Below are 20,337 nucleotides of genomic sequence, written 5' to 3'. Positions count from 1 at the left end.
AAAGAAAAAAAAGGCAGCTGAGCTGCCCTTTTCAATACCTGGCTTACTTCATTGCTAGCAGTTTGCTGTAGCGCTCAAGTTTGTCCATGCTAATTTTCGCGTTTGCCATGAAAGTTTGTCTCGCTTTTCCTGTTAGGGATTTAGATTGTGGCAAATTCACCGTGCGCGGGTTTTTATGGATACCATTCACAAGGAACTCATAGTGCAGGTGAGGGCCTGTTACACGACCTGTTCCGCCAAGCGTACCAATGGTTTGGCCTTGTTTAACGCGTTGACCAGCTCGTACCGTACGTTTGGTTAAGTGCAGGTACTTGGTAATGTAAGTATTGCTATGTTTAATGAAAACGTAGTTACCATTAAATTTGTTGTAAGACGATTTTTGAACGACACCATCACCAGCCGCCCAAATCGGGGTGCCCACAGGTGCCGCATAATCTGTGCCTCTGTGAGGACGAACGCGTCCCGTTACAGGGTGTAAGCGGCGTGGGTTGAAGTTAGACGAAACTCGACGGAAATCCAACGGTGCGCGCAAGAACGCCTTTTTCATTGCTCGTCCATTTTCGTCATAATACTTGCCACTTTTCTGATCCAGTATTGCGGTGAAAGTATCGCCTTGGTTTTTAAATATCGCAGCAATGATTTTTCCGCGTCCAATCACTTCACCTTCTACCACTTCCTCTTGGTAAAGCACTCGGAAGCTGTCGTTCTTACGAATATCTAAAGCAAAGTCGATATCCCAGCCAAATATGCCGGCCAGTTCCATGATTTGGTTGCCATTTAATCCCGAAGAGATTCCCGCATTCCAAAAGTTTGATTTGATGGTGGCTTCAGCGTAGTTGTACTGGAAGTCGACTTCTTTTTTATCGACTTCTGAGACGTATTTGCCGTCTTTTAACGTGATACGAAAAGTTTCGAATGCGCTTAATGTTCTTCTTAACTGTACTAAGTCGTTGTTTTCATCAAAACCGAATTGCAATCGATCGCCTGGTCGAAGCCGGGTTAATTGCTTTTCCACTTCTTTGTCTGATGAGACTAGCTCATGCAATAGGCGGGCAGAAAGCCCCACGCGACTAAACAAGATGGCGGCACTCTCACCATTTTTCACTTTGTACGTTTCCCAACGCAGTACAGCGGAGGACGCTGGAGACGAACTGTTTAGTGCACTGAGTTCTAGGGAAACTGGCACAGGATAATGTTGACCAACTTTTAATCGGCTCTGCTGCGGGTTTAGGTCTTGCGGATCAGGTAAAAAGAAGAGCGCGAAGATAATCAGCGCACTAAAAAAACCGATCAATACTTTGTGCAAGAGTGGAAGTCGGACAAAAATCGAATGCATGGGGTACTTGATTGCTAAATTAAACGGAAAAATTGACAACTACCTAGTCTAACGTGTTTCAAAATGCATCGCTATTCAAGTAATATGTTCAGCTATTATATTTTTGCCAAATCTGTGGGAGTGAACAAGAATGGCGAGCATTGAAGCTGCACTAGCCGAGATTAAGCGCGGTGTTGAAGAGCTGATTCCAGAAGAAGAGCTTATCGCAAAACTAAAAGAAGACCGTCCTCTACGTATTAAATTGGGTGCGGATCCTACGGCTCCAGATATTCACCTAGGTCATACGGTTATTTTCAATAAGCTTCGCTTGTTCCAAGAGCTAGGTCATGAGGTGACGTTCCTAATTGGTGACTTCACTGCAATGGTTGGTGACCCAACAGGTAAAAACACAACACGTCCACCGCTAAGCCGCGAAGACGTATTGCGTAATGCAGAAACTTACAAAGAGCAGGTATTCAAAATTCTAGACCCTGCAAAAACTAAGATTCAGTTCAACTCTGAGTGGTTATCTGAGCTTGGTGCAGAAGGTATGATTCGTCTTGCTGCAAACCAAACTGTTGCTCGTATGCTAGAGCGTGATGACTTTAAAAAGCGTTACGCGGGTGGTCAGCCAATTGCTATTCATGAGTTCATGTACCCACTTCTACAAGGTTGGGACTCAGTAGCAATGGAAACTGACGTTGAGCTTGGTGGTACTGACCAGAAGTTCAACCTGCTAATGGGTCGTGAACTGCAAAAGTCTCACGGTCAAAAACCACAGGTTGTTCTGATGATGCCTCTTCTAGTGGGCCTTGATGGCGAGAAGAAGATGTCTAAGTCAGCAAATAACTACATCGGTATCAGCGAAGCGCCAAGCGAAATGTTTGGTAAAATCATGTCTATTTCTGATGACCTAATGTGGAGCTACTACGAGCTGCTATCTTTCCGTCCTCTGGAAGAGATTGCTCAATTCAAAGCTGATGTAGAAGCGGGCAAAAACCCTCGTGACATCAAAGTATTGCTAGCAAAAGAAATTATTGCTCGTTTCCACAGTGAAGCTGATGCAGATGCGGCAGAGCAAGAATTCGTAAACCGTTTTGCGAAGAACCAAATTCCTGATGAAATGCCAGAATTTGATTTTGATGCAGGTCGCCCAGTGAGCAATCTGTTGAAAGAGGCTGGCTTATGCCCATCATCGTCAGATGCGATGCGTATGGTTAAGCAGGGCGCTGTGAAGATAGATGGTGAAAAAATTGCGGACAGCAAATTTGCTCCAGCAGCGGGTACTTACGTGTTCCAAGTAGGCAAACGTAAATTTGCACGTATTACTATTCAGTAATCAATAATCGCTGCAAATGAAAGCGCCTGATGGGCGCTTTTTTTGTATAAAAATTTAGCGAAAAAGACAAAGTAAAACTTCCAAACATGTTTAACTTTGCTACTATACTCTCGCTGCCAATAATGACAGCGTTATCGGAGATTTACATGAACAATACCGACCATCCTCCCAGTCGTTGGGTGAGTAAGAGCAAGGGAGCGAAATAACCCGCTTCGGTATTGGCGATCTCCGCCTTACCTAAGTGGTGAGGCATCTTTTCTAATTTTCTTCTCGTTATTTCCTTCATACATTCTGAATAGACAGTGCGTCCGCATTGGTTTTCTCTGTGCATCTTAATTGTTGTGTGACTTTAAGTATGCAAGAGTGACTTTGCGTGCCTTGTCGATGGTCGTTACCAATGCCAATCGGGAGATTCGCCATGACGGTAATGAACAACACTTTTATTGAAACAACACCAAACTTTTCTGAAGTAGAAATTGGTGCAGCTCGCAATGCATTTTTGCAGTATGAGCAAGAGCAACAAGTCCATTTGCTTACGATCATGCCGATCGATGAGGCGGTAGGTATTTTGCAGCATTGCTCTGTCGGTTATGTGAATAGTCTTATTGCTCAACTTGAGCAAGCAGGCCATGACAAACGCGCACGTCATTATGCTCACCAATTGGGTTTGCATATGTCTGAAGTTGATACACCTGATGGTTATTTATCGACTAGTGTTTTGGGGCACGTGAAGCAGCGTATTGGGTGGATCATTGCACTGGCCCTTTTAGGGATTGTGTCGGGTTTGATCATTGCTCAGTATGAGGACACCCTTAGCCAGCTCGTTTTGCTTGCGGTGTACATGCCTGTGATCGCTGCGGCTGGTGGCAATACAGGAACACAAGCTGCAACTTTGGTGATTCGTGCTCTTGCAACTGGAGAGCTAAAAAAACGCCAATGGTTAGAAGTTTTGTGGAAAGAGAGCCGCGTTGCTCTATTTATTGCGTTAGCGATCGCTATCGTGATGATTGGACGCATTATGTTATTTAGTGCCGGTCAATCAACAGGGGGCTTTGAACTTACCGATATCGCATTGGCAATAGCGGTTGCGTTATTCATCCAAGTAACAATTTCTACAACATTAGGTGGACTTCTACCAATTATTGCACGAGCTTGCAAGATGGACCCAGCGGTATTGGTGAGTCCAGTGCTTGCATCTATCGTCGATATTTCAGGGATGTGGATATACTTTAATGTGGTGAACTATTTCTTGGGTATCGCCTGACTAAAGTTCACAATATCATTGTAAAAAAGCTGCTCAAAATGTGTAATAGGGGCGATGACAGGTTTGTTATCGTCCCTTTTTTCTGGGAAGTAGTCTGAAACAAACTGAACAAAAACGGTATTAGGTTGACCATTTTTATCCAAGCCATATCCGGCCATGTTGTAAGTTCCGTAGAGGGAGCCGCTTTTGGCGATCAATTGTCCTTTAATTGGCAACTTTCGCATACTTTGTCGGTACTTTAGTGTGCCTGACTCACCTGACTTCGGCATGATGGCGATCAGTTTAAGCTCGTCTTCGTGCTGCCAAATATAACGAAGAATTTCCGCCATTTTGGTGGCGGAGATACGATTGTTTCGCGAAAGTCCTGAGCCGTCTTCTAGGCGCGCATTACGAATATCAATACCAGTGTTGGCGAAAATGATCTGCTTGATCGCCTCTGTACCGTTGGCAAAGCTACCTGACTGAACAAAAAACTTAGCGCCAAGTGTTTTGGTTAATGTATCTGCAATCAAGTTATCAGAGTTTTTAAGCATCTCTTCCAGAATGTCTGGTAATGCCTCTGATTGATGCATGGCGATTAGCTTGCGCTGTTTTTCCGGAGCCGAACCGATCCGAATCTTTCCTGATAACTCAATATTGAGCTGCTTAAGCAAAGCTGCCAATCTATGGCTGGTATAAAGTTCGGGATCTTGAACGGCAAATTTAAGTGGCAATGGTTTCTCCCTCTCAACTAAGCATCCAGTTAGCTTGTAGTTGTTATCAGGGTTTGCGACTAAGCCTAAATCGCAATGACGACTTTTCTTAATCGTTTTAGAAACGGTCTCGACAGTACTTGTTACACGAATAGGTTGATGCTCAGGTACGTAGACTCGAGTCCCACCGTCTTTTTGCGTATAGATAGAAGCCTGCACGCAGTTGTTATTGAGTGTGATGGTCGATGCCGGAGCGCTGTAGCAAACTCCCAAGATATCCCACGGCCAGCCCACTGCACGGTTGTAACCAGTGAATGCGCTGTTATCGAGCCATAAGTCACCGTCAATACGTTTTAAGCCATTTTTCTTGGCTAGGGTAAGAAGTGATTTTAAATCGTTGGTTTGGAGCGTTGGATCGCCGACAAAGTAAATCACTGCGTCTGAGCTCGACGCTTCTAGCTTGGTTCGAAAGCGGAAGTTATCACCCAGCTCTAACTTCGCCGCTAATGCTGTGACGATTTTTAATGTACTGGCTGGTGGGAACAGTTGTTCGGTAGGATGAACACCGTCAAGTTCAGCATTCTCACTGAGTTTTTCTGCGACTAAACTGATGCGAGAGCCTTCCGGCAACACTTCTTGATGAGGGTACGCTTGTGAAAAAGCAGAAAGTAATGAAGAGAATATGAGCAAGGGCCAACGTAAACGCATAATGATACTTTCTAAGGTGAGTTATGTGATTGAGTATACGCAAGTCCTTTCAATATGCTAGGTAACTAAAGAAATGCTTTATATGTCATCAGGAATGAGACATGAGAGAAAGGCGCGCGGCTTAAAATGGAGTATAAAAAATGCCCGCTTGAAGCGGGCATTCGATATTCTAGTCAAAGACCGGAATTAGAAGTCGTAACGTAGACCTAGAGCTAGCTCGTCTTCAGCATCGATCTTGTTCGCAACTGTCTTACCGCTAGTTGAGCCGAACTTATCGCCAGCGTCAATTAGGTTGAAGTTGTAAGAAACGTAACCGCGGAAGTTAGGTTTGAAGTAGTAAGAAGCATCAACAGCGAAGTTGTTTGCAGAAGTTTCGTTGTCAGTTTCTGCATTGTTGTACGTTGTTGTGAATACTGTTTGACCTAGCGTGTAAGCACCCGCTAGTTCGTAACCAGTGTAATCAACTGTGTTGTTGAATGTGTCAGTCATTTTTTCGCCATCTGTGAAGATACCAGCGAAGTAAAGATCAGACATTGTGTAAGATGCAGCTAGCATGTACTCGTTTGCATCGTATTGGTCTGCGTAACCAGCACCAAGCTCAAGGCCAGTGTCTGCTACAGCGTAGATAGCTGATAGAGAGTAGCCATCTTGTTTGTTATCAGAGTATTCACCGTTTTGTTCTACACGGTCAGCGAAGCGGTAGCTTGCTTTAACACTTAGGTTTTCGAATTGACCTTTGTAAGCCATCATGTTGTCTGTACGGTCTGCTACAGCTAGTTTGTCTGCTGCAGAGTTACCGTGGTAAGCCATGATATCTGTGAAGTCAGTGATAACGCCTAGTGCACCTTCAGTTTTACCGTATGCGAATTCACCGTAAGCACCGCCAAGACCAGCGTAAGCAAGACGAGTTTCTAGATCGCTCTTCTCGTCGCCGTCTACAGTACCGTTTTGAGCTGTCTCAAATTCGCCTTCCCAGAAACCAACACCGTATAGGTTGTCATTGATTTCTTGTTTACCAAGGAAGTTTAGACGGATGCGAGATTCGTCTTGAGCGTCGCCATCTTTCATAGATAGACGAGCTTCAGCACGGCCGCCCATTTCTAGAGAAGTGCCGTCTTGGTTGTAAAGTTCAGCTGCGTTTACGCCAGTTGCCATAGCTGCTGCAGATACAGAAAGAGCAATTAGAGTCTTTTTCATCTTATTTGTCCTAGTTAGCTGTCCATAATCATTGTTGTATGGGGGAGAGGTAATCTCTCACAAGTTGTTGGTCTATAATCGGCCAATGAGCGGTATAATTCGCCCTTGTAAGCCTTTGATCTAACAACTCGCTGGACATGTTTTACTGCTAAAGTTTCCGTATGAGTTAGTAAAATGATATAAATCGTATCGATGAACACTGTTCGATTGTTTTGGTTTTTGATTTAACTTGTTGTTTTAAATGGTATTTTGTGGCTATAACATTCGTCTGACATTGATTAGTTTTTATCTTTTTTGATGTTTTTGGTGTAATGAACAGTGTTGTTTTTCAACAAATTGCGACAGTGATGCACTCTAGAATCGTTCTAAAAGTGACTTATATCATTATGCCGAAAGGGCATAGTCTTACAGCCTTTCGAATTAAGATGATTTCGTCCGGGAGTTTGTTTACACTAAATGAAATACATCTTTAAGCGCACTACCCAGCCCTATGGCAGGGTGGGCTTTTTTTTGTCCAAAGACCCATTTGGGCTTGAGGTTATAAAATGGAAAAAGTTCCAATGACACTACGTGGCGAGCAAAAGCTACGTGCAGAACTCGATCGTCTACTTAAACTACGTCCTCAAATTTCAGAGGCAATCGCTGAAGCTCGTGAGCTAGGTGATTTAAAAGAGAACGCAGAATATCACGCCGCTCGAGAAGAGCAGGGTATCTGTGAAGCACAAATCCGTGACATTGAATACAAACTGTCAGTTGCTCAAGTAATTGATGTAACGAAGATGGAGAACACGGGTAAAGTTATTTTTGGTTCAACCGTAACCTTGATTGACATCGACACCGAAGAAGAAAAAACATACCAAATTGTTGGTGATGACGAAGCAGACATTAAAGCTGGCCGTATTTCAGTAAGCTCACCAATTGCTCGTGGCTTGATCGGTAAGATGGAAGGCGATGAGGTTGCTATTCAAACTCCGGGTGGCGCGAAAGACTTCGAAATCGACCGAGTAGAATACATCTAAGTTGTTGAGAGTAATTTTGTTACTCCAATAAAACGCAAAAAGGTCGCCAATGGCGACCTTTTTTCTTCAGCAACGTAAGTAGAATTACTTACGAGGGATTTCGATTTTACGCTCTTCAGACTGGCGGTATAGCACAAGCACTTTACCAATAGTCTGAACTTTTTCTGCGCCCGTCTCACGTACGATAGCGTCGATGATTAGCTGTTTTGTTTCACGATCTTCTGAAGCAACTTTTACTTTGATCAGTTCGTGATGGTTAAGAGCGATTTCAATTTCTGCTAGCACGGCTTCTGTAAGTCCATTTGCGCCCATTAGCACGACAGGTTTTAAACTGTGAGCTAGGCCTTTAAGGTGCTGCTTTTGTTTGGTGCTTAGGTTCATTACGCGGCCAATTTTCTTTAAAATAAGGGTTGAAAAAAGCTATTTTAACGCCATCTATTGCTGAAGACTATAATTTATTGAGTAATAGGTAGCGCCTATTAAAACAATAGCTCCAATTTGCGCCTTGTTGGGATTAAAATGAGTAAACAAAAACATTCGGCTAGTTCTGGTCGTTGGTTGAAAGAACACTTTGATGATAAATACGCGAATGAGGCTCGTAAAAAAGGCTATCGCTCACGTGCTTATTTCAAGATCGATGAGATTCAAACGAAAGATAAATTGTTAAAGCCTGGGATGACAGTCGTCGATTTGGGTGCGGCACCGGGCGGGTGGTCTCAATATGCTGCTAAGATAGTAGGAGACAGTGGTCAGATCATTGCGTGTGATTTGCTTCCTATGGACCCGATTGCAGGTGTCAGCTTTTTACAAGGCGACTTTCGCGATGATGCAGTATTGGAAGCTTTGCTAGAAAGAATCCAACCTTCAATGGTAGACGTAGTAATGTCTGACATGGCACCTAATATTGCGGGAAATAACTCTGTTGACCAACCTCGTGCTATGTATTTAGTTGAATTGGCTTTAGATATGTGTCGACAAGTTCTAGCGCCTAATGGTAGCTTTGTCGTAAAGGTTTTCCAGGGGGAAGGCTTCGATCAGTATGTGAAAGAAGTCCGAGACATGTTTAAAGCCGTAAAAATTAGAAAACCAGACTCATCGCGAGCTCGCTCTCGAGAAGTCTTTGTTGTAGCCACTGGTTACAAAGGTTAACCATTTTGCTCTCTTGAGAGCGTGTTAACACTATAGCTACAGTGAATGAACTGTAGTACCCTACCTTTAATTACAATTAGTTATCGAGAGGCTTACACCTTGAGTGACATGGCAAAAAATTTAATTCTGTGGCTTGTTATCGCCGTCGTATTGATGTCGGTATTCCAGAGCTTTGGCCCTGGAGAAAGCAATGGCAGAACCGTGGATTACACCACGTTTGTACAGGAAGTTGGCCAAGGCCAGATTCAAGAAGCAACTTTTAAAGACGGTGAAATTAGCTTTGTTCGTCGTGGCGGCGGTGCCAAAATGGTCACTTACATGCCAGTGTATGACCAAAAGCTTCTAGATGACCTAATTAACCAAAACGTGAAAGTTCAGGGCACGCCTCCAGAAGAGCAAAGCTTGCTTGGTACTATTTTCATTTCTTGGTTCCCAATGATCTTACTGATTGGTGTATGGATTTTCTTCATGCGTCAAATGCAAGGCGGCGGCGGTAAAGGCGCCATGTCTTTTGGTAAGAGCAAAGCTCGAATGATGAGCGAAGAACAAATCAAGACAACTTTTGCTGACGTTGCAGGTTGTGACGAAGCAAAAGAAGACGTGAAAGAGCTGGTGGACTACTTGCGTGATCCAAGCCGCTTCCAAAAACTGGGTGGTAAGATTCCTACTGGTGTGTTAATGGTTGGTCCTCCTGGTACTGGTAAAACGCTTCTAGCGAAAGCCATTGCTGGTGAAGCAAAAGTACCGTTTTTTACCATCTCGGGTTCAGATTTCGTAGAAATGTTTGTGGGTGTCGGTGCATCTCGTGTACGTGACATGTTCGAACAAGCTAAGAAAGCCGCGCCTTGTATTATCTTCATCGATGAAATCGATGCGGTAGGTCGTCAGCGTGGTGCTGGTGTTGGTGGTGGTCACGATGAACGTGAACAAACACTAAACCAAATGCTAGTAGAGATGGATGGTTTCGAAGGTAACGAAGGTATCATCGTAATCGCTGCTACTAACCGTCCAGACGTTCTTGACCCAGCATTGCTACGTCCTGGTCGTTTTGACCGCCAAGTGGTGGTTGGATTGCCAGATGTACGTGGTCGTGAGCAGATTCTAAAAGTACACATGCGTAAAGTCCCTCTAGCAGGTGACGTAGAGCCTTCTCTAATCGCTCGTGGTACACCAGGCTTCTCTGGTGCTGATTTAGCAAACCTAGTCAACGAAGCGGCGCTATTTGCTGCGCGTGGTAACAAGCGTAACGTTTCTATGGTTGAATTCGAATTAGCGAAAGACAAAATCATGATGGGTGCCGAGCGCCGTTCAATGGTGATGTCTGAAGAGACAAAAGAGTCAACGGCTTATCACGAAGCAGGTCACGCAATTGTTGGTCGTTTAGTACCTGAGCACGATCCAGTGTACAAAGTGTCGATCATTCCACGCGGTCGAGCGTTGGGTGTGACTATGTACCTACCGGAGCAAGACCGTGTCAGCATGTCTCGACAGCATCTAGAGTCTATGATCTCTAGCTTGTACGGTGGTCGTCTAGCGGAAGAACTCATCTACGGTGCTGATAAAGTCTCAACAGGCGCGTCAAACGATATTGAACGTGCAACTGATATTGCTCGTAAGATGGTTACTCAATGGGGTTTCTCTGAAAAGCTTGGTCCTCTACTGTATGCAGAAGATGAAGGTGAGGTGTTCCTTGGTCGTAGCGTGACTCAGACTAAGCATGTATCTGACGATACGGCGAAGTTGATTGATGATGAAGTTCGTCAGATCATTGACCGCAACTATGACCGTGCGAAGAAGATTCTTCAAGAAAACATGGATATCATGCATGCGATGAAAGATGCGCTGATGAAGTATGAAACCATTGATGCTCGTCAAATTGATGATTTAATGGAGCGCAAAGCTGAAATTCGTGAGCCTGCGGGTTGGAGTGATAACTCAACTAGCAAACCTGAAGACAGCGAGAAGCCTCAAGCAAAGCCAGAAGTTAAAGAAGAAGCAACGGACGCTGCGAAAGATGCAGAAAAGTCTAGCTCTCCAGAAGCGACTTCTAGCGAAGCGCCTGAAAAGAAAGACTCTGAATAAAGAGTGTTGATAATAATAAACCCCGAGTTATCTCGGGGTTTTTGTGTTTATGATGATGATTACAGCAAATAACAAATCTTTAGATCTTTCCCGTCCACATGTTATGGCCATTCTAAATGTGACTCCGGATTCCTTTTCGGATGGTGGTAAATACAACTCGATTGAACTCGCCCTTGCTCAAGTTGATAAAATGATAAAGGCTGGTGTGAGCATTGTTGATGTTGGTGGGGAGTCGACAAGGCCTGGCGCGCCAGATGTGTCTTTAGAAGAAGAACTTCGACGTGTTGTCCCAGTAATCAAGGCCATTCGTGAAAAGTACGATGTGTGGATTTCGGTCGATACCAGTAAAGCGGAAGTTATGCGTCAAGCTATTGATGCTGGTGCAGATTTGATCAATGACATTCGATCTTTGCAAGAACCTGGTGCTCTCGAAGTCGCAGCAGAAGCAAAGCTTCCAATTTGTCTGATGCATATGAAAGGTCAACCTAGAACCATGCAAGTTGCGCCTCATTATGATGATGTGATGAGCGACGTATCTGCCTTTCTAGAAGAACGTATCGCGGCATGTGAAGCGGCAGGGATTGATAAATCTCAACTGATTCTCGATCCTGGATTTGGCTTTGGCAAAACGATAGAACACAATTATCATATGCTCGCTCATCTTGAAAAGTTTCATGAATTCGGCCTGCCAATTTTGGCTGGCATGTCTCGTAAATCAATGATTTTTAAATTGTTGAATAAGCCAGCGGCTGAATGTACAAATGCGAGTGTCGTTTGCGCTACGATTGCAGCAATGAAAGGCGCGCAGATCATTCGTGTGCATGACTTTGAAGAGACAATCGAAGCAATGAAAGTTGTTGAGATGACGAAAAACAATATTTAAAAATAATAAAGGAAAGTTTATGTCGAATAAAAGACGTTACTTTGGTACTGACGGTGTGCGCGGTAAAGTAGGACAATACCCAATCACTCCGGACTTCGTACTTAAGCTTGGCTGGGCTGCTGGTCGTGTACTAGCAAAACAAGGCACAAAGAAAGTTATTATAGGTAAAGATACGCGTATCTCCGGTTATATGCTTGAATCTGCATTAGAAGCAGGCCTTGCGGCAGCGGGACTTAAAGCAACATTTACTGGTCCAATGCCAACTCCAGCAGTGGCATATTTAACTCAAACTTTCCGCGCAGAGGCGGGGATTGTGATTTCTGCATCGCATAACCCATATTACGACAACGGCATTAAATTCTTTTCTTCTGAAGGTACTAAGCTACCTGACGATATCGAGTTGGCGATTGAAGCTGAGCTGGATAAAGACATTGAATGTGTTGAGTCTGCAGAACTTGGTAAAGCCACTCGTCTAAATGACGCTGCAGGCCGTTACATCGAATTCTGTAAGAGTACTTTCCCATCTGAATTGAGTCTTGCAAACTTTAAAATCGTGGTAGATTGTGCGCACGGTGCAACGTACCACATTGCTCCAAATGTCTTCAAAGAGCTTGGCGCAGAAGTTATTGCAATGGGCGTAGAGCCTAACGGCATCAACATTAATGAAGAAGTGGGAGCAACAGATGTTCGTGCGCTTCAAAAGCGTGTCGTTGAAGAGCAAGCGCACCTTGGTTTAGCATTTGATGGTGATGGTGACCGTATCATTATGGTCGACCACCTTGGCAACAAAGTCGATGGCGACCAAATCGCTTACATTATTGCTCGTGATGCTCTTCGTCGTGGCGAGCTAAAGGGTGGTGTAGTTGGTACGTTGATGACTAACTTGGGCATGGAAAATGGCTTAAAGCAGCTAGGCATTCCATTCGTACGTGCCGCTGTTGGTGACCGTTATGTCATGGAACAGCTGCTAGAAAAAGGCTGGAAAATTGGTGCTGAAAACTCAGGCCATGTGATCTTATTAGATAAAGTCACCACGGGCGATGCGATTGTTGCAGCACTGCAAGTGCTTGCTTCTGTAGTTGGCAGTGATATGTCTTTGCATGAGCTATCGCAAGGCATGACGTTGTATCCTCAGGTTCTAGAAAATGTCCGCTTTGCAGGGGAAAGTAATCCTCTTGAAGCTCAAGCAGTACTAAACGCCGTCGCCGAAGTAGAAGCTACGCTGGGTGATAAAGGACGTGTATTGCTGCGTAAATCTGGCACAGAGCCTTTGATTCGCGTTATGGTGGAAGGTGAGGATGGCGAGCTAGTTCAAAGCTCTGCATTGAAAATTGCCGAAGCTGTAAAAGCAAGTTGTTAATCATTGCGTTAAAGTGTGCAGTGAATGAAAAGGGCATCTTTTGCCCTTTTTTTGAGCGCTTAGCGCATTGGCATTGATTTTTTACTAATTTTCCCTTGTCAGCGTTACCGGCTTTCGCTAGTATTGCTCCGCCTCCCGTTAGGAGGTCGCTAGCCTTGTTCAATTATGATTTATTCTCTTGAACGGCGCTGGCTCAACAATTTGGAACATAGGTGGAAAAAATGTTTTCAGTTCTACTTGTGATTTACCTGTTGGCAGCGCTTGGTGTGATTGGCCTTGTGTTGATTCAACAAGGTAAAGGCGCAGATATGGGAGCCTCGTTCGGTGCTGGTGCTTCAAACACAGTGTTTGGTGCTGGCGGCTCAGGTAATTTCTTAACCCGAACAACTGCTATTTTAGCAACCGTATTCTTTATCGTTAGCTTGTTGCTTGGTCGTATGTCTACGCACAAGATTGAATCACAATGGGTAGACCCAACATTAGGTCAACCAGTTGTTGAACAAGTTAAGGATGCAGCGAGTGAAGTTCCAGCCCCTGCGGGTGATGAAATTCCTCAATAAGCTGTAAGGTTTTGATGCCGAGATGGTGAAATTGGTAGACACGCTAGCATGAGGTGCTAGTGCCTTAGGTGTGAGGGTTCGAGTCCCTCTCTCGGCACCATGTATTTACAAACTTGTAAATCACTTGTTTGCGAGTATAATGCTCAGCAAGTCGGACGCGGGGTGGAGCAGCTTGGTAGCTCGTCGGGCTCATAACCCGAAGGTCGTCGGTTCAAATCCGGCCCCCGCAACCAATCTCTTTCTTTAAGAAGAAATCGTAGATTGGCAAGTTTGCGTAGTGCTAACCACACTACGAGTTAAGAGAAGCATTTGTTGGCTATTCTTAACGTATCAGGGTCCAGCAGCATAAAACCCCGACTATCGGGGTTTTTTGTTATCTGAGCTTTTTGAAATAGCTCAGAGACTGCTTGGTTTTTTGATTGGGCTCTGAGCCCTTTTTTTGTTTCTGGAGTGGTTAAATGACTGGTTTAGAAAGACAACTTACTGAAATGCTTGAAGCACCAGTAGAGGCATCAGGCTATGAGTTGGTTGGATTAGAATTCATTCGTGCAGGCGCGCACTCAACGTTACGCATCTACATTGACCATGAAAATGGTATTAACGTGGACGACTGTGCAGAAGTTAGCCACCAAGTTAGTGCGGTTTTAGACGTTGAAGATCCAATTTCTGTTGCTTACAGCCTAGAAGTGTCTTCTCCAGGTTTAGAAAGACCACTTTTTAAAGCAGCACATTACGAGCAATTTATTGGTCACGAGGTCAGCATCGTATTGAAAATGGCTGTAGCAAACCGTCGTAAGTGGAAAGGTATTATCCACGGCGTTGATGGCGAAACAGTGACAATTACTGTAGACGGTCAGCAAGAAGAGTTTGCTCTAAGTAACATTTCCAAAGCTAACCTGATCCCTAAATTTTAGTTCCCTAAAAAAGTTTAAGCTTAGAGGCTAAATACAATGAGTAAAGAAATTTTAGCGGTAGCAGAAGCGGTATCGAACGAAAAAGCGGTACCTCGTGAGCGTATCTTTGAGGCTCTTGAGATTGCTCTAGCAACTTCTACAAAGAAAAAATACGAAATCGAAATCGACGTACGTGTTGCCATTGACCGTAAAACTGGTGAGTTTGTGACTTACCGTCGTTGGTTAGTTGTTGATGATGTTGAGAACCCTACAAAAGAGATCTCACTAGAAGCAGCACAGTACGAAGATGACTCAATCGAGCTTGGCGACTACGTAGAAGACGAAATCGAATCAGTAACGTTTGACCGTATTACGACTCAAACGGCTAAGCAAGTTATCGTACAAAAAGTTCGTGAAGCTGAACGTGCACAAATCGTTGAGCAGTTCATCGACAATGAAGGTGATCTAATCACTGGCGTTGTGAAAAAAGTAAACCGTGACACAATCGTACTTGACCTTGGTAACAACGCTGAAGCGGTAATCCTACGTGATGACCAACTTCCTCGTGAAAACTTCCGTCCAGGCGACCGCGTTCGTGGTCTTCTTTACAAAGTCGCGCCAGAAGCACGTGGTTTCCAACTGTTCATCACTCGTTCTAAGCCTGAAATGCTAGCAGAACTATTCCGTGTTGAAGTGCCTGAAATCGCTGAAGATATTATCGAGTTGAAAGGCGCAGCACGTGATCCTGGTTCTCGCGCTAAGATCGCTGTCAAAACAAATGACAAACGTATCGACCCTGTAGGTGCGTGTGTTGGTATGCGTGGTGCACGTGTACAAGCTGTTTCTGGCGAACTTGGTGGTGAGCGTATCGATATTGTGCTTTGGGATGATAACCCAGCTCAATTCGTTATCAACGCAATGGCGCCAGCTGATGTTGCTTCTATCATCGTTGATGAGGATGCACACTCAATGGACATCGCAGTTGAAGCTGACAACCTAGCGCAAGCTATCGGTCGTAATGGTCAAAACGTGCGTCTAGCATCTCAACTAACAGGTTGGGAACTGAATGTTATGACAGTTGCTGATCTTCAGAAGAAACACGCTGAAGAATCACAAGCATCTATTGAAAACTTCATGAAGTACCTAGATATTGAAGAAGACTTCGCTCAACTTCTTGTTGAAGAAGGTTTCTCAACGCTAGAAGAAATCGCATACGTGCCAGTTAACGAGCTACTAGAAATCGATGGTTTGAATGAAGAACTAATCGAAGAGCTTCGTGGACGTGCAAAAGATGCACTAACGACGATCGCACTAGCACAAGAAGAGTCTTTTGAAGGTCTAGAACCGGCTGAAGATCTGCTTGCACTTGAAGGTCTTGAGCGTGAGATGGCATTTAAATTGGCAGCGAAAGGTGTAGCGACACTGGAAGATCTTGCTGACCAAGGTATTGACGATTTAGAAGGTATCGAAGGCCTGACCGAAGAACGTGCAGGTGAGCTAATTATGGCCGCACGTAACATCTGTTGGTTCGGCGAAGAAGCATAATTTTCGGCAAGGAGGAAGCGGCATGACACAATTAACAGTTAAAGCACTGAGTGATGAGATTGGTACGCCAGTCGACCGCTTGATTGAACAACTTGCTGACGCTGGCATTAAAAAGGCGAGCTCTGACAATGTTACTGATGAAGAGAAGCAGAAGCTTCTCTCTCATTTAAAGAAAGAACACGGTGATAAATCAGGTGATTCAGAGCCGACTCGCCTTACGCTTCAGCGTAAAACTCGTAGTACACTTAGTGTGAACGCGGGTGGTGGCAAGAGTAAGAATGTTCAGGTTGAGGTGCGCAAAAAACGTACATACGTGAAGCGCAGCACAATTGAAGATGAAGCGAAACGTGAAGCTGAAGAAGCAGCACAACGTGAAGCAGAAGAAGCAGCAAAACGTGCAGCAGAAGAAGCTGCAAAACGTGAAGCTGAAGAAGCTGCAAAACGTGAAGCTGAAGAAGCTGCAAAACGTGAAGCGGAAGAAAAAGCGAAACGTGAAGCTGAAGAAAAAGCGAAGCGAGACGTAGATACGAATGCACAACGTAATGCTGAAGAAAAAGCAAAGCGTGATGCTGAAGAGAAAATTAAGCAAGAAGCAGCGCGAAAAGAGGCCGACGAGCTTAAACGTCGTCAGGAAGAAGAAGCTAAGCGTAAGGCTGAAGAGGAAAGTCAGCGCAAGCTTGAAGAAGCTCGCGAATTGGCTGAAAAGAATAAAGAGCGTTGGTCTGCTGCAGAAGAGAAAAAGGGTGATATGGAAGATACAGATTACCATGTAACGACTTCACAATACGCACGTGAAGCCGAAGATGAAGCAGATCGCAAAGTAGAGAGCGGTCGTCGTAAGAAGAAAAAAGCTTCAGGTAAAGACGACCAAGCTCGCGGTGGCCGTAACAACCAACGTGGCGGTAGAGGTCGTAAAGGCAAACTTGCTAAACCGACTTCAATGCAGCATGGTTTTGATAAGTCAGCTACGGTTGCTAAGCAAGACGTTGTAATTGGCGAAACGATCGTTCTATCAGAACTTGCTAACAAGATGTCGGTTAAAGCGACAGAAGTTATCAAAGTAATGATGAAGATGGGCGCTATGGCGACTATCAACCAAGTGATCGACCAAGAAACAGCACAACTTGTTGCTGAAGAAATGGGCCATAAAGTAGTTCTTCGTAAAGAGAACGAACTGGAAGAAGCGGTACTATCTGACCGTGACACTAACGCGGAAGCAGTTCCACGTGCTCCAGTTGTTACTATCATGGGTCACGTTGACCACGGTAAAACGTCAACACTTGACTACATCCGTCGCACACACGTTGCTTCTGGCGAAGCGGGTGGTATTACTCAGCACATTGGTGCGTACCACGTTGAAACAGACAACGGCATGATCACGTTCCTTGATACTCCAGGACACGCGGCGTTTACTGCAATGCGTGCTCGTGGTGCTCAAGCGACAGATATCGTTGTTCTTGTTGTTGCAGCAGACGATGGTGTAATGCCACAAACAGTAGAAGCTATCCAGCACGCGAAAGCGGCAGGCGTTCCTCTAATTGTTGCTGTGAACAAGATCGATAAAGAAGGCGCGAACCCAGATAACGTTAAGAATGAGCTTGCTCAATACGATGTTATTCCTGAGGAGTGGGGCGGTGAGAACATCTTTGTTCACATCTCTGCGAAACAGGGTACAAACGTTGACGCTCTTCTAGAAGCAATCCTTCTTCAATCTGAAGTTCTAGAACTTACAGCAGTGAAAGAAGGCATGGCGTCTGGTGTTGTTGTTGAATCTCGTCTAGATAAAGGTCGTGGTCCAGTTGCAACAGTACTTGTTCAATCAGGTACGCTAAACAAGGGCGATATCGTTCTTTGTGGTCAAGAGTACGGCCGTGTTCGTGCAATGCGTGATGAGCTAGGTAAAGAAATTACTTCGGCTGGCCCATCTATCCCTGTAGAGATCCTAGGTCTTTCAGGTGTACCATCTTCAGGTGATGAAGCAACAGTAGTTCGTGACGAGCGTAAAGCACGTGAAGTAGCTAACTACCGTGCTGGTAAGTTCCGTGAAGTGAAGCTTGCTCGTCAGCAGAAATCTAAACTAGAGAACATGTTCTCTAACATGACTGCTGGTGAAGTTGCTGAACTTAACGTTGTACTTAAAGCAGACGTTCAAGGTTCTGTAGAAGCAATCGCAGACTCACTAGTTAAGCTATCAACTGACGAAGTTAAAGTGAACATCGTTGGTTCTGGTGTTGGTGGTATTACGGAAACTGACGTAGTACTAGCGGAAGCTTCAAACGCAATCATCCTTGGCTTTAACGTTCGTGCAGATGCTTCTGCTCGCCGTGCTGTTGAAGCCGCAGCTGTTGACTTACGTTACTACTCAATCATTTACCAATTGATTGACGAAGTGAAACAAGCAATGGGCGGTATGCTTGCTCCAGAATTCAAGCAAGAGATCATTGGTCTTGCTGAAGTTCGTGACGTGTTTAAGTCACCGAAACTGGGCGCTATCGCTGGTTGTATGGTTACAGAAGGTGTGATCAAGCGTAACAACCCAATCCGTGTACTGCGTGATAACGTTGTTATTTACGAAGGTGAACTAGAGTCACTACGTCGTTTCAAAGATGACGTTCAAGAAGTTAAGAATGGCTACGAATGTGGTATCGGCGTTAAGAACTACAATGATGTTCGCGTTGGTGACCAAATCGAAGTCTTCGAAATCGTTGAAATTAAACGTACTCTAGACTAATTGACTAAAATTACTAATATTGTCTTTGAAAGATAAGTAGTAATTGGTTGTTGAATACACCATGGGGGGCTGGCTTTGACCAACCCCCCATTCTTTCTATATAAGAGTAAAGATATGTCAAAAGAATTTAGCCGCACGCAGCGCGTTGCACAGCAGCTGCAAAAAGAACTAGCGATGCTCCTTCAACGTGAAGTTCGTGATTCTCGCCTTGGCATGGTGACGATCTCAGACGTAGAAGTCTCTCGTGACCTAGCTTACGCAAAAGTATTTGTGACCTTCCTATGTGTGGGCGAGCAAACACCAGAATCATGTCTAGCAGCGCTACGTGAGCACGAAGTGCACATTCGCATGATGTTAGGTAAGCGCATTCGTCTACGTTTAACGCCAGAAATCCGCTTCCATTATGACAATACGCTTGTTGAAGGTATGCGTATGTCTAACCTAGTGTCTGAAGTCGTTAGTTCAGACAAACAAAAGCAAAAAGATTCTGGTCGTGAGGACGAAGAATAATGGCTCGTCGTCGTAAAGGTCGTCCAATTAATGGCGTTATACTGTTGGACAAACCAACAGGCATCTCTTCCAATGATGCACTGCAAAAAGTAAAGCGAATCTACTTTGCTGAGAAAGCAGGCCACACTGGTGCCTTGGACCCATTAGCGACAGGCATGCTGCCAATTTGCTTGGGTGAAGCGACGAAGTTTTCTCAGTTTCTTCTAGATTCTGATAAACGCTACCGTGTGATCGCAAAGCTTGGTGAACGTACCAACACGTCTGACTCGGATGGTGAAGTTGTAGAGACACGTCCAATCGATGTTACGTTAGACAAGCTAGAAGCGTGCATTGAGAAGTTCCGTGGTGAATCTGATCAAGTGCCTTCCATGTTCTCTGCGTTGAAGTATCAAGGTAAACCCTTGTATGAATACGCTCGTAAAGGCATCGAAGTTCCGCGTGAATCTCGTAAGATCACGGTATATGAGATTGTTCTTCACCGTTTTGAAGGCGATGAAGTCGAGATGGAAGTGCATTGCTCAAAAGGCACCTACATTCGTACCATCGTGGATGACCTAGGCGAAATGTTAGGTTGTGGTGCGCACGTAACTATGCTTCGACGCACTGGTGTTGCGAAATACCCTTACGAGAAGATGGTGACACTTGAGCAACTGAATGAGTTACTAGAGCAAGCACACCGTGAAGAGCGCGCTCCTCGAGAACTACTGGACCCATTGCTGTTACCAATGGATACAGCGGTAGAAGACTTACCAGAAGTCAACTTAGTGCCTGAACTGGCGGATATGGTTCAGCATGGGCAACCTGTTCAAGTATTTGGTGCGCCTACCGAAGGCTCACTTCGCCTTACCATGGGTGAAGAGCGTTTGTTTATTGGCGTTGGCGAAATGAACGAAGATGGCAAAATCGCTCCTAAGCGATTGGTCGTGTTCCGAGATGACGTCGCATCCAAGTAAATGATTGAAAATACCGACCTGAGTGTCGGTATTTTTATATTGCACGAGATAGGAAATTTCCCTATAATCCGCGCTTCGCGTAGCGGCTGAATCAGAGATTGGCTGCTACAACTTTAAACCTACTCTTATTAGGAGAG

General features: G+C 44.7%; 17 protein-coding genes and 2 tRNA genes. 15 read left to right on the top strand and 4 right to left on the bottom strand.

The window, feature by feature from the left end; all coding sequences use genetic code 11:
* Positions 1–43 precede the first annotated feature (43 nt).
* A complete protein-coding gene (locus LIX84_RS08665) occupies positions 44–1,336 on the bottom strand; it encodes a peptidoglycan DD-metalloendopeptidase family protein (RefSeq protein ID WP_226421098.1) in 1,293 nt (430 codons plus the stop codon).
* A gap of 130 nt (positions 1,337–1,466) precedes the next feature.
* On the opposite strand from LIX84_RS08665, the gene tyrS reads away from it, so the two are divergent.
* Together tyrS and LIX84_RS08655 are read left to right on the top strand one after the other, a co-directional pair.
* Entirely contained in the window at positions 1,467–2,654 is a 1,188-nt protein-coding gene (gene tyrS, locus LIX84_RS08660; protein ID WP_065645535.1) for a tyrosine--tRNA ligase, read from the top strand.
* A 418-nt stretch (positions 2,655–3,072) separates the two neighbouring features.
* Positions 3,073–3,918: a magnesium transporter gene (locus tag LIX84_RS08655; RefSeq protein ID WP_012841442.1), complete on the top strand. Its 846-nt coding sequence runs from the start codon at positions 3,073–3,075 to the stop codon at positions 3,916–3,918.
* On the opposite strand, the gene dacB is transcribed toward LIX84_RS08655, so the two are convergent.
* Positions 3,897–5,318 carry a serine-type D-Ala-D-Ala carboxypeptidase gene (dacB, locus tag LIX84_RS08650; RefSeq protein WP_145532582.1) on the bottom strand — a complete coding sequence of 474 codons (1,422 nt, stop codon included), beginning with the start codon at positions 5,316–5,318 and terminating at the stop codon, positions 3,897–3,899. The genes LIX84_RS08655 and dacB overlap by 22 nt on opposite strands.
* A gap of 186 nt (positions 5,319–5,504) precedes the next feature.
* The gene (locus LIX84_RS08645) at positions 5,505–6,515 is read right to left on the bottom strand and encodes a porin (protein WP_065645532.1); all 1,011 of its coding nucleotides are present in this window, start codon (positions 6,513–6,515) and stop codon (positions 5,505–5,507) included.
* Positions 6,516–7,060: 545 nt separating this feature from the next.
* On the opposite strand from LIX84_RS08645, the gene greA reads away from it, so the two are divergent.
* Positions 7,061–7,534, top strand: coding sequence for a transcription elongation factor GreA (greA, locus tag LIX84_RS08640; protein ID WP_005380065.1), 474 nt, complete (start codon positions 7,061–7,063; stop codon positions 7,532–7,534).
* An 84-nt stretch (positions 7,535–7,618) separates the two neighbouring features.
* On the opposite strand, the gene yhbY is transcribed toward greA, so the two are convergent.
* On the bottom strand, positions 7,619–7,915 hold the full coding sequence (gene yhbY / locus LIX84_RS08635) for a ribosome assembly RNA-binding protein YhbY (protein WP_005380066.1): 297 nt from the start codon (positions 7,913–7,915) through the stop codon (positions 7,619–7,621).
* A 138-nt stretch (positions 7,916–8,053) separates the two neighbouring features.
* Between yhbY and rlmE the strand changes: the two genes are divergently transcribed.
* From rlmE to truB, 12 genes are all read left to right on the top strand, one after another.
* Complete coding sequence (gene rlmE, locus LIX84_RS08630; protein ID WP_005388985.1) at positions 8,054–8,683, top strand: 23S rRNA (uridine(2552)-2'-O)-methyltransferase RlmE; 630 nt, start codon at positions 8,054–8,056, stop codon at positions 8,681–8,683.
* Positions 8,684–8,791: 108 nt separating this feature from the next.
* Positions 8,792–10,765 (top strand): ATP-dependent zinc metalloprotease FtsH, encoded by a 1,974-nt coding sequence (gene ftsH / locus LIX84_RS08625; protein ID WP_041852890.1) that lies wholly within the window; start codon positions 8,792–8,794, stop codon positions 10,763–10,765.
* A gap of 52 nt (positions 10,766–10,817) precedes the next feature.
* Positions 10,818–11,648 (top strand): dihydropteroate synthase, encoded by an 831-nt coding sequence (folP, locus tag LIX84_RS08620; protein ID WP_226421153.1) that lies wholly within the window; start codon positions 10,818–10,820, stop codon positions 11,646–11,648.
* A 19-nt stretch (positions 11,649–11,667) separates the two neighbouring features.
* Positions 11,668–13,008, top strand: a complete 1,341-nt coding sequence (gene glmM / locus LIX84_RS08615; RefSeq protein ID WP_005394663.1) for a phosphoglucosamine mutase — start codon at positions 11,668–11,670, stop codon at positions 13,006–13,008.
* Positions 13,009–13,229: 221 nt separating this feature from the next.
* On the top strand, positions 13,230–13,568 hold the full coding sequence (secG, locus tag LIX84_RS08610) for a preprotein translocase subunit SecG (protein WP_005394661.1): 339 nt from the start codon (positions 13,230–13,232) through the stop codon (positions 13,566–13,568).
* Between the two features lie 16 nt (positions 13,569–13,584).
* Positions 13,585–13,668 (top strand) — tRNA-Leu (locus LIX84_RS08605).
* 56 nt (positions 13,669–13,724) lie between these two features.
* Positions 13,725–13,801, top strand: a tRNA-Met gene (locus tag LIX84_RS08600).
* A 225-nt stretch (positions 13,802–14,026) separates the two neighbouring features.
* On the top strand, positions 14,027–14,482 hold the full coding sequence (rimP, locus tag LIX84_RS08595; RefSeq protein ID WP_005394659.1) for a ribosome maturation factor RimP: 456 nt from the start codon (positions 14,027–14,029) through the stop codon (positions 14,480–14,482).
* Positions 14,483–14,518: 36 nt separating this feature from the next.
* Entirely contained in the window at positions 14,519–16,006 is a 1,488-nt protein-coding gene (gene nusA / locus LIX84_RS08590) for a transcription termination factor NusA (RefSeq protein ID WP_005380084.1), read from the top strand.
* A 22-nt stretch (positions 16,007–16,028) separates the two neighbouring features.
* Positions 16,029–18,737, top strand: a complete 2,709-nt coding sequence (infB, locus tag LIX84_RS08585) for a translation initiation factor IF-2 (protein WP_046875050.1) — start codon at positions 16,029–16,031, stop codon at positions 18,735–18,737.
* 114 nt (positions 18,738–18,851) lie between these two features.
* Positions 18,852–19,247, top strand: a complete 396-nt coding sequence (gene rbfA / locus LIX84_RS08580) for a 30S ribosome-binding factor RbfA (protein ID WP_226421097.1) — start codon at positions 18,852–18,854, stop codon at positions 19,245–19,247.
* Complete coding sequence (gene truB, locus LIX84_RS08575; protein ID WP_005394656.1) at positions 19,247–20,200, top strand: tRNA pseudouridine(55) synthase TruB; 954 nt, start codon at positions 19,247–19,249, stop codon at positions 20,198–20,200. The genes rbfA and truB overlap by 1 nt, the downstream gene beginning before the upstream one ends.
* Positions 20,201–20,337 lie beyond the last annotated feature (137 nt).

It is taken from the genome of Vibrio sp. E14, assembly GCF_020515785.1.
GTDB lineage: Bacteria > Pseudomonadota > Gammaproteobacteria > Enterobacterales > Vibrionaceae > Vibrio > Vibrio diabolicus.
This window is presented reverse-complemented; position numbering and strand designations above follow the sequence as displayed.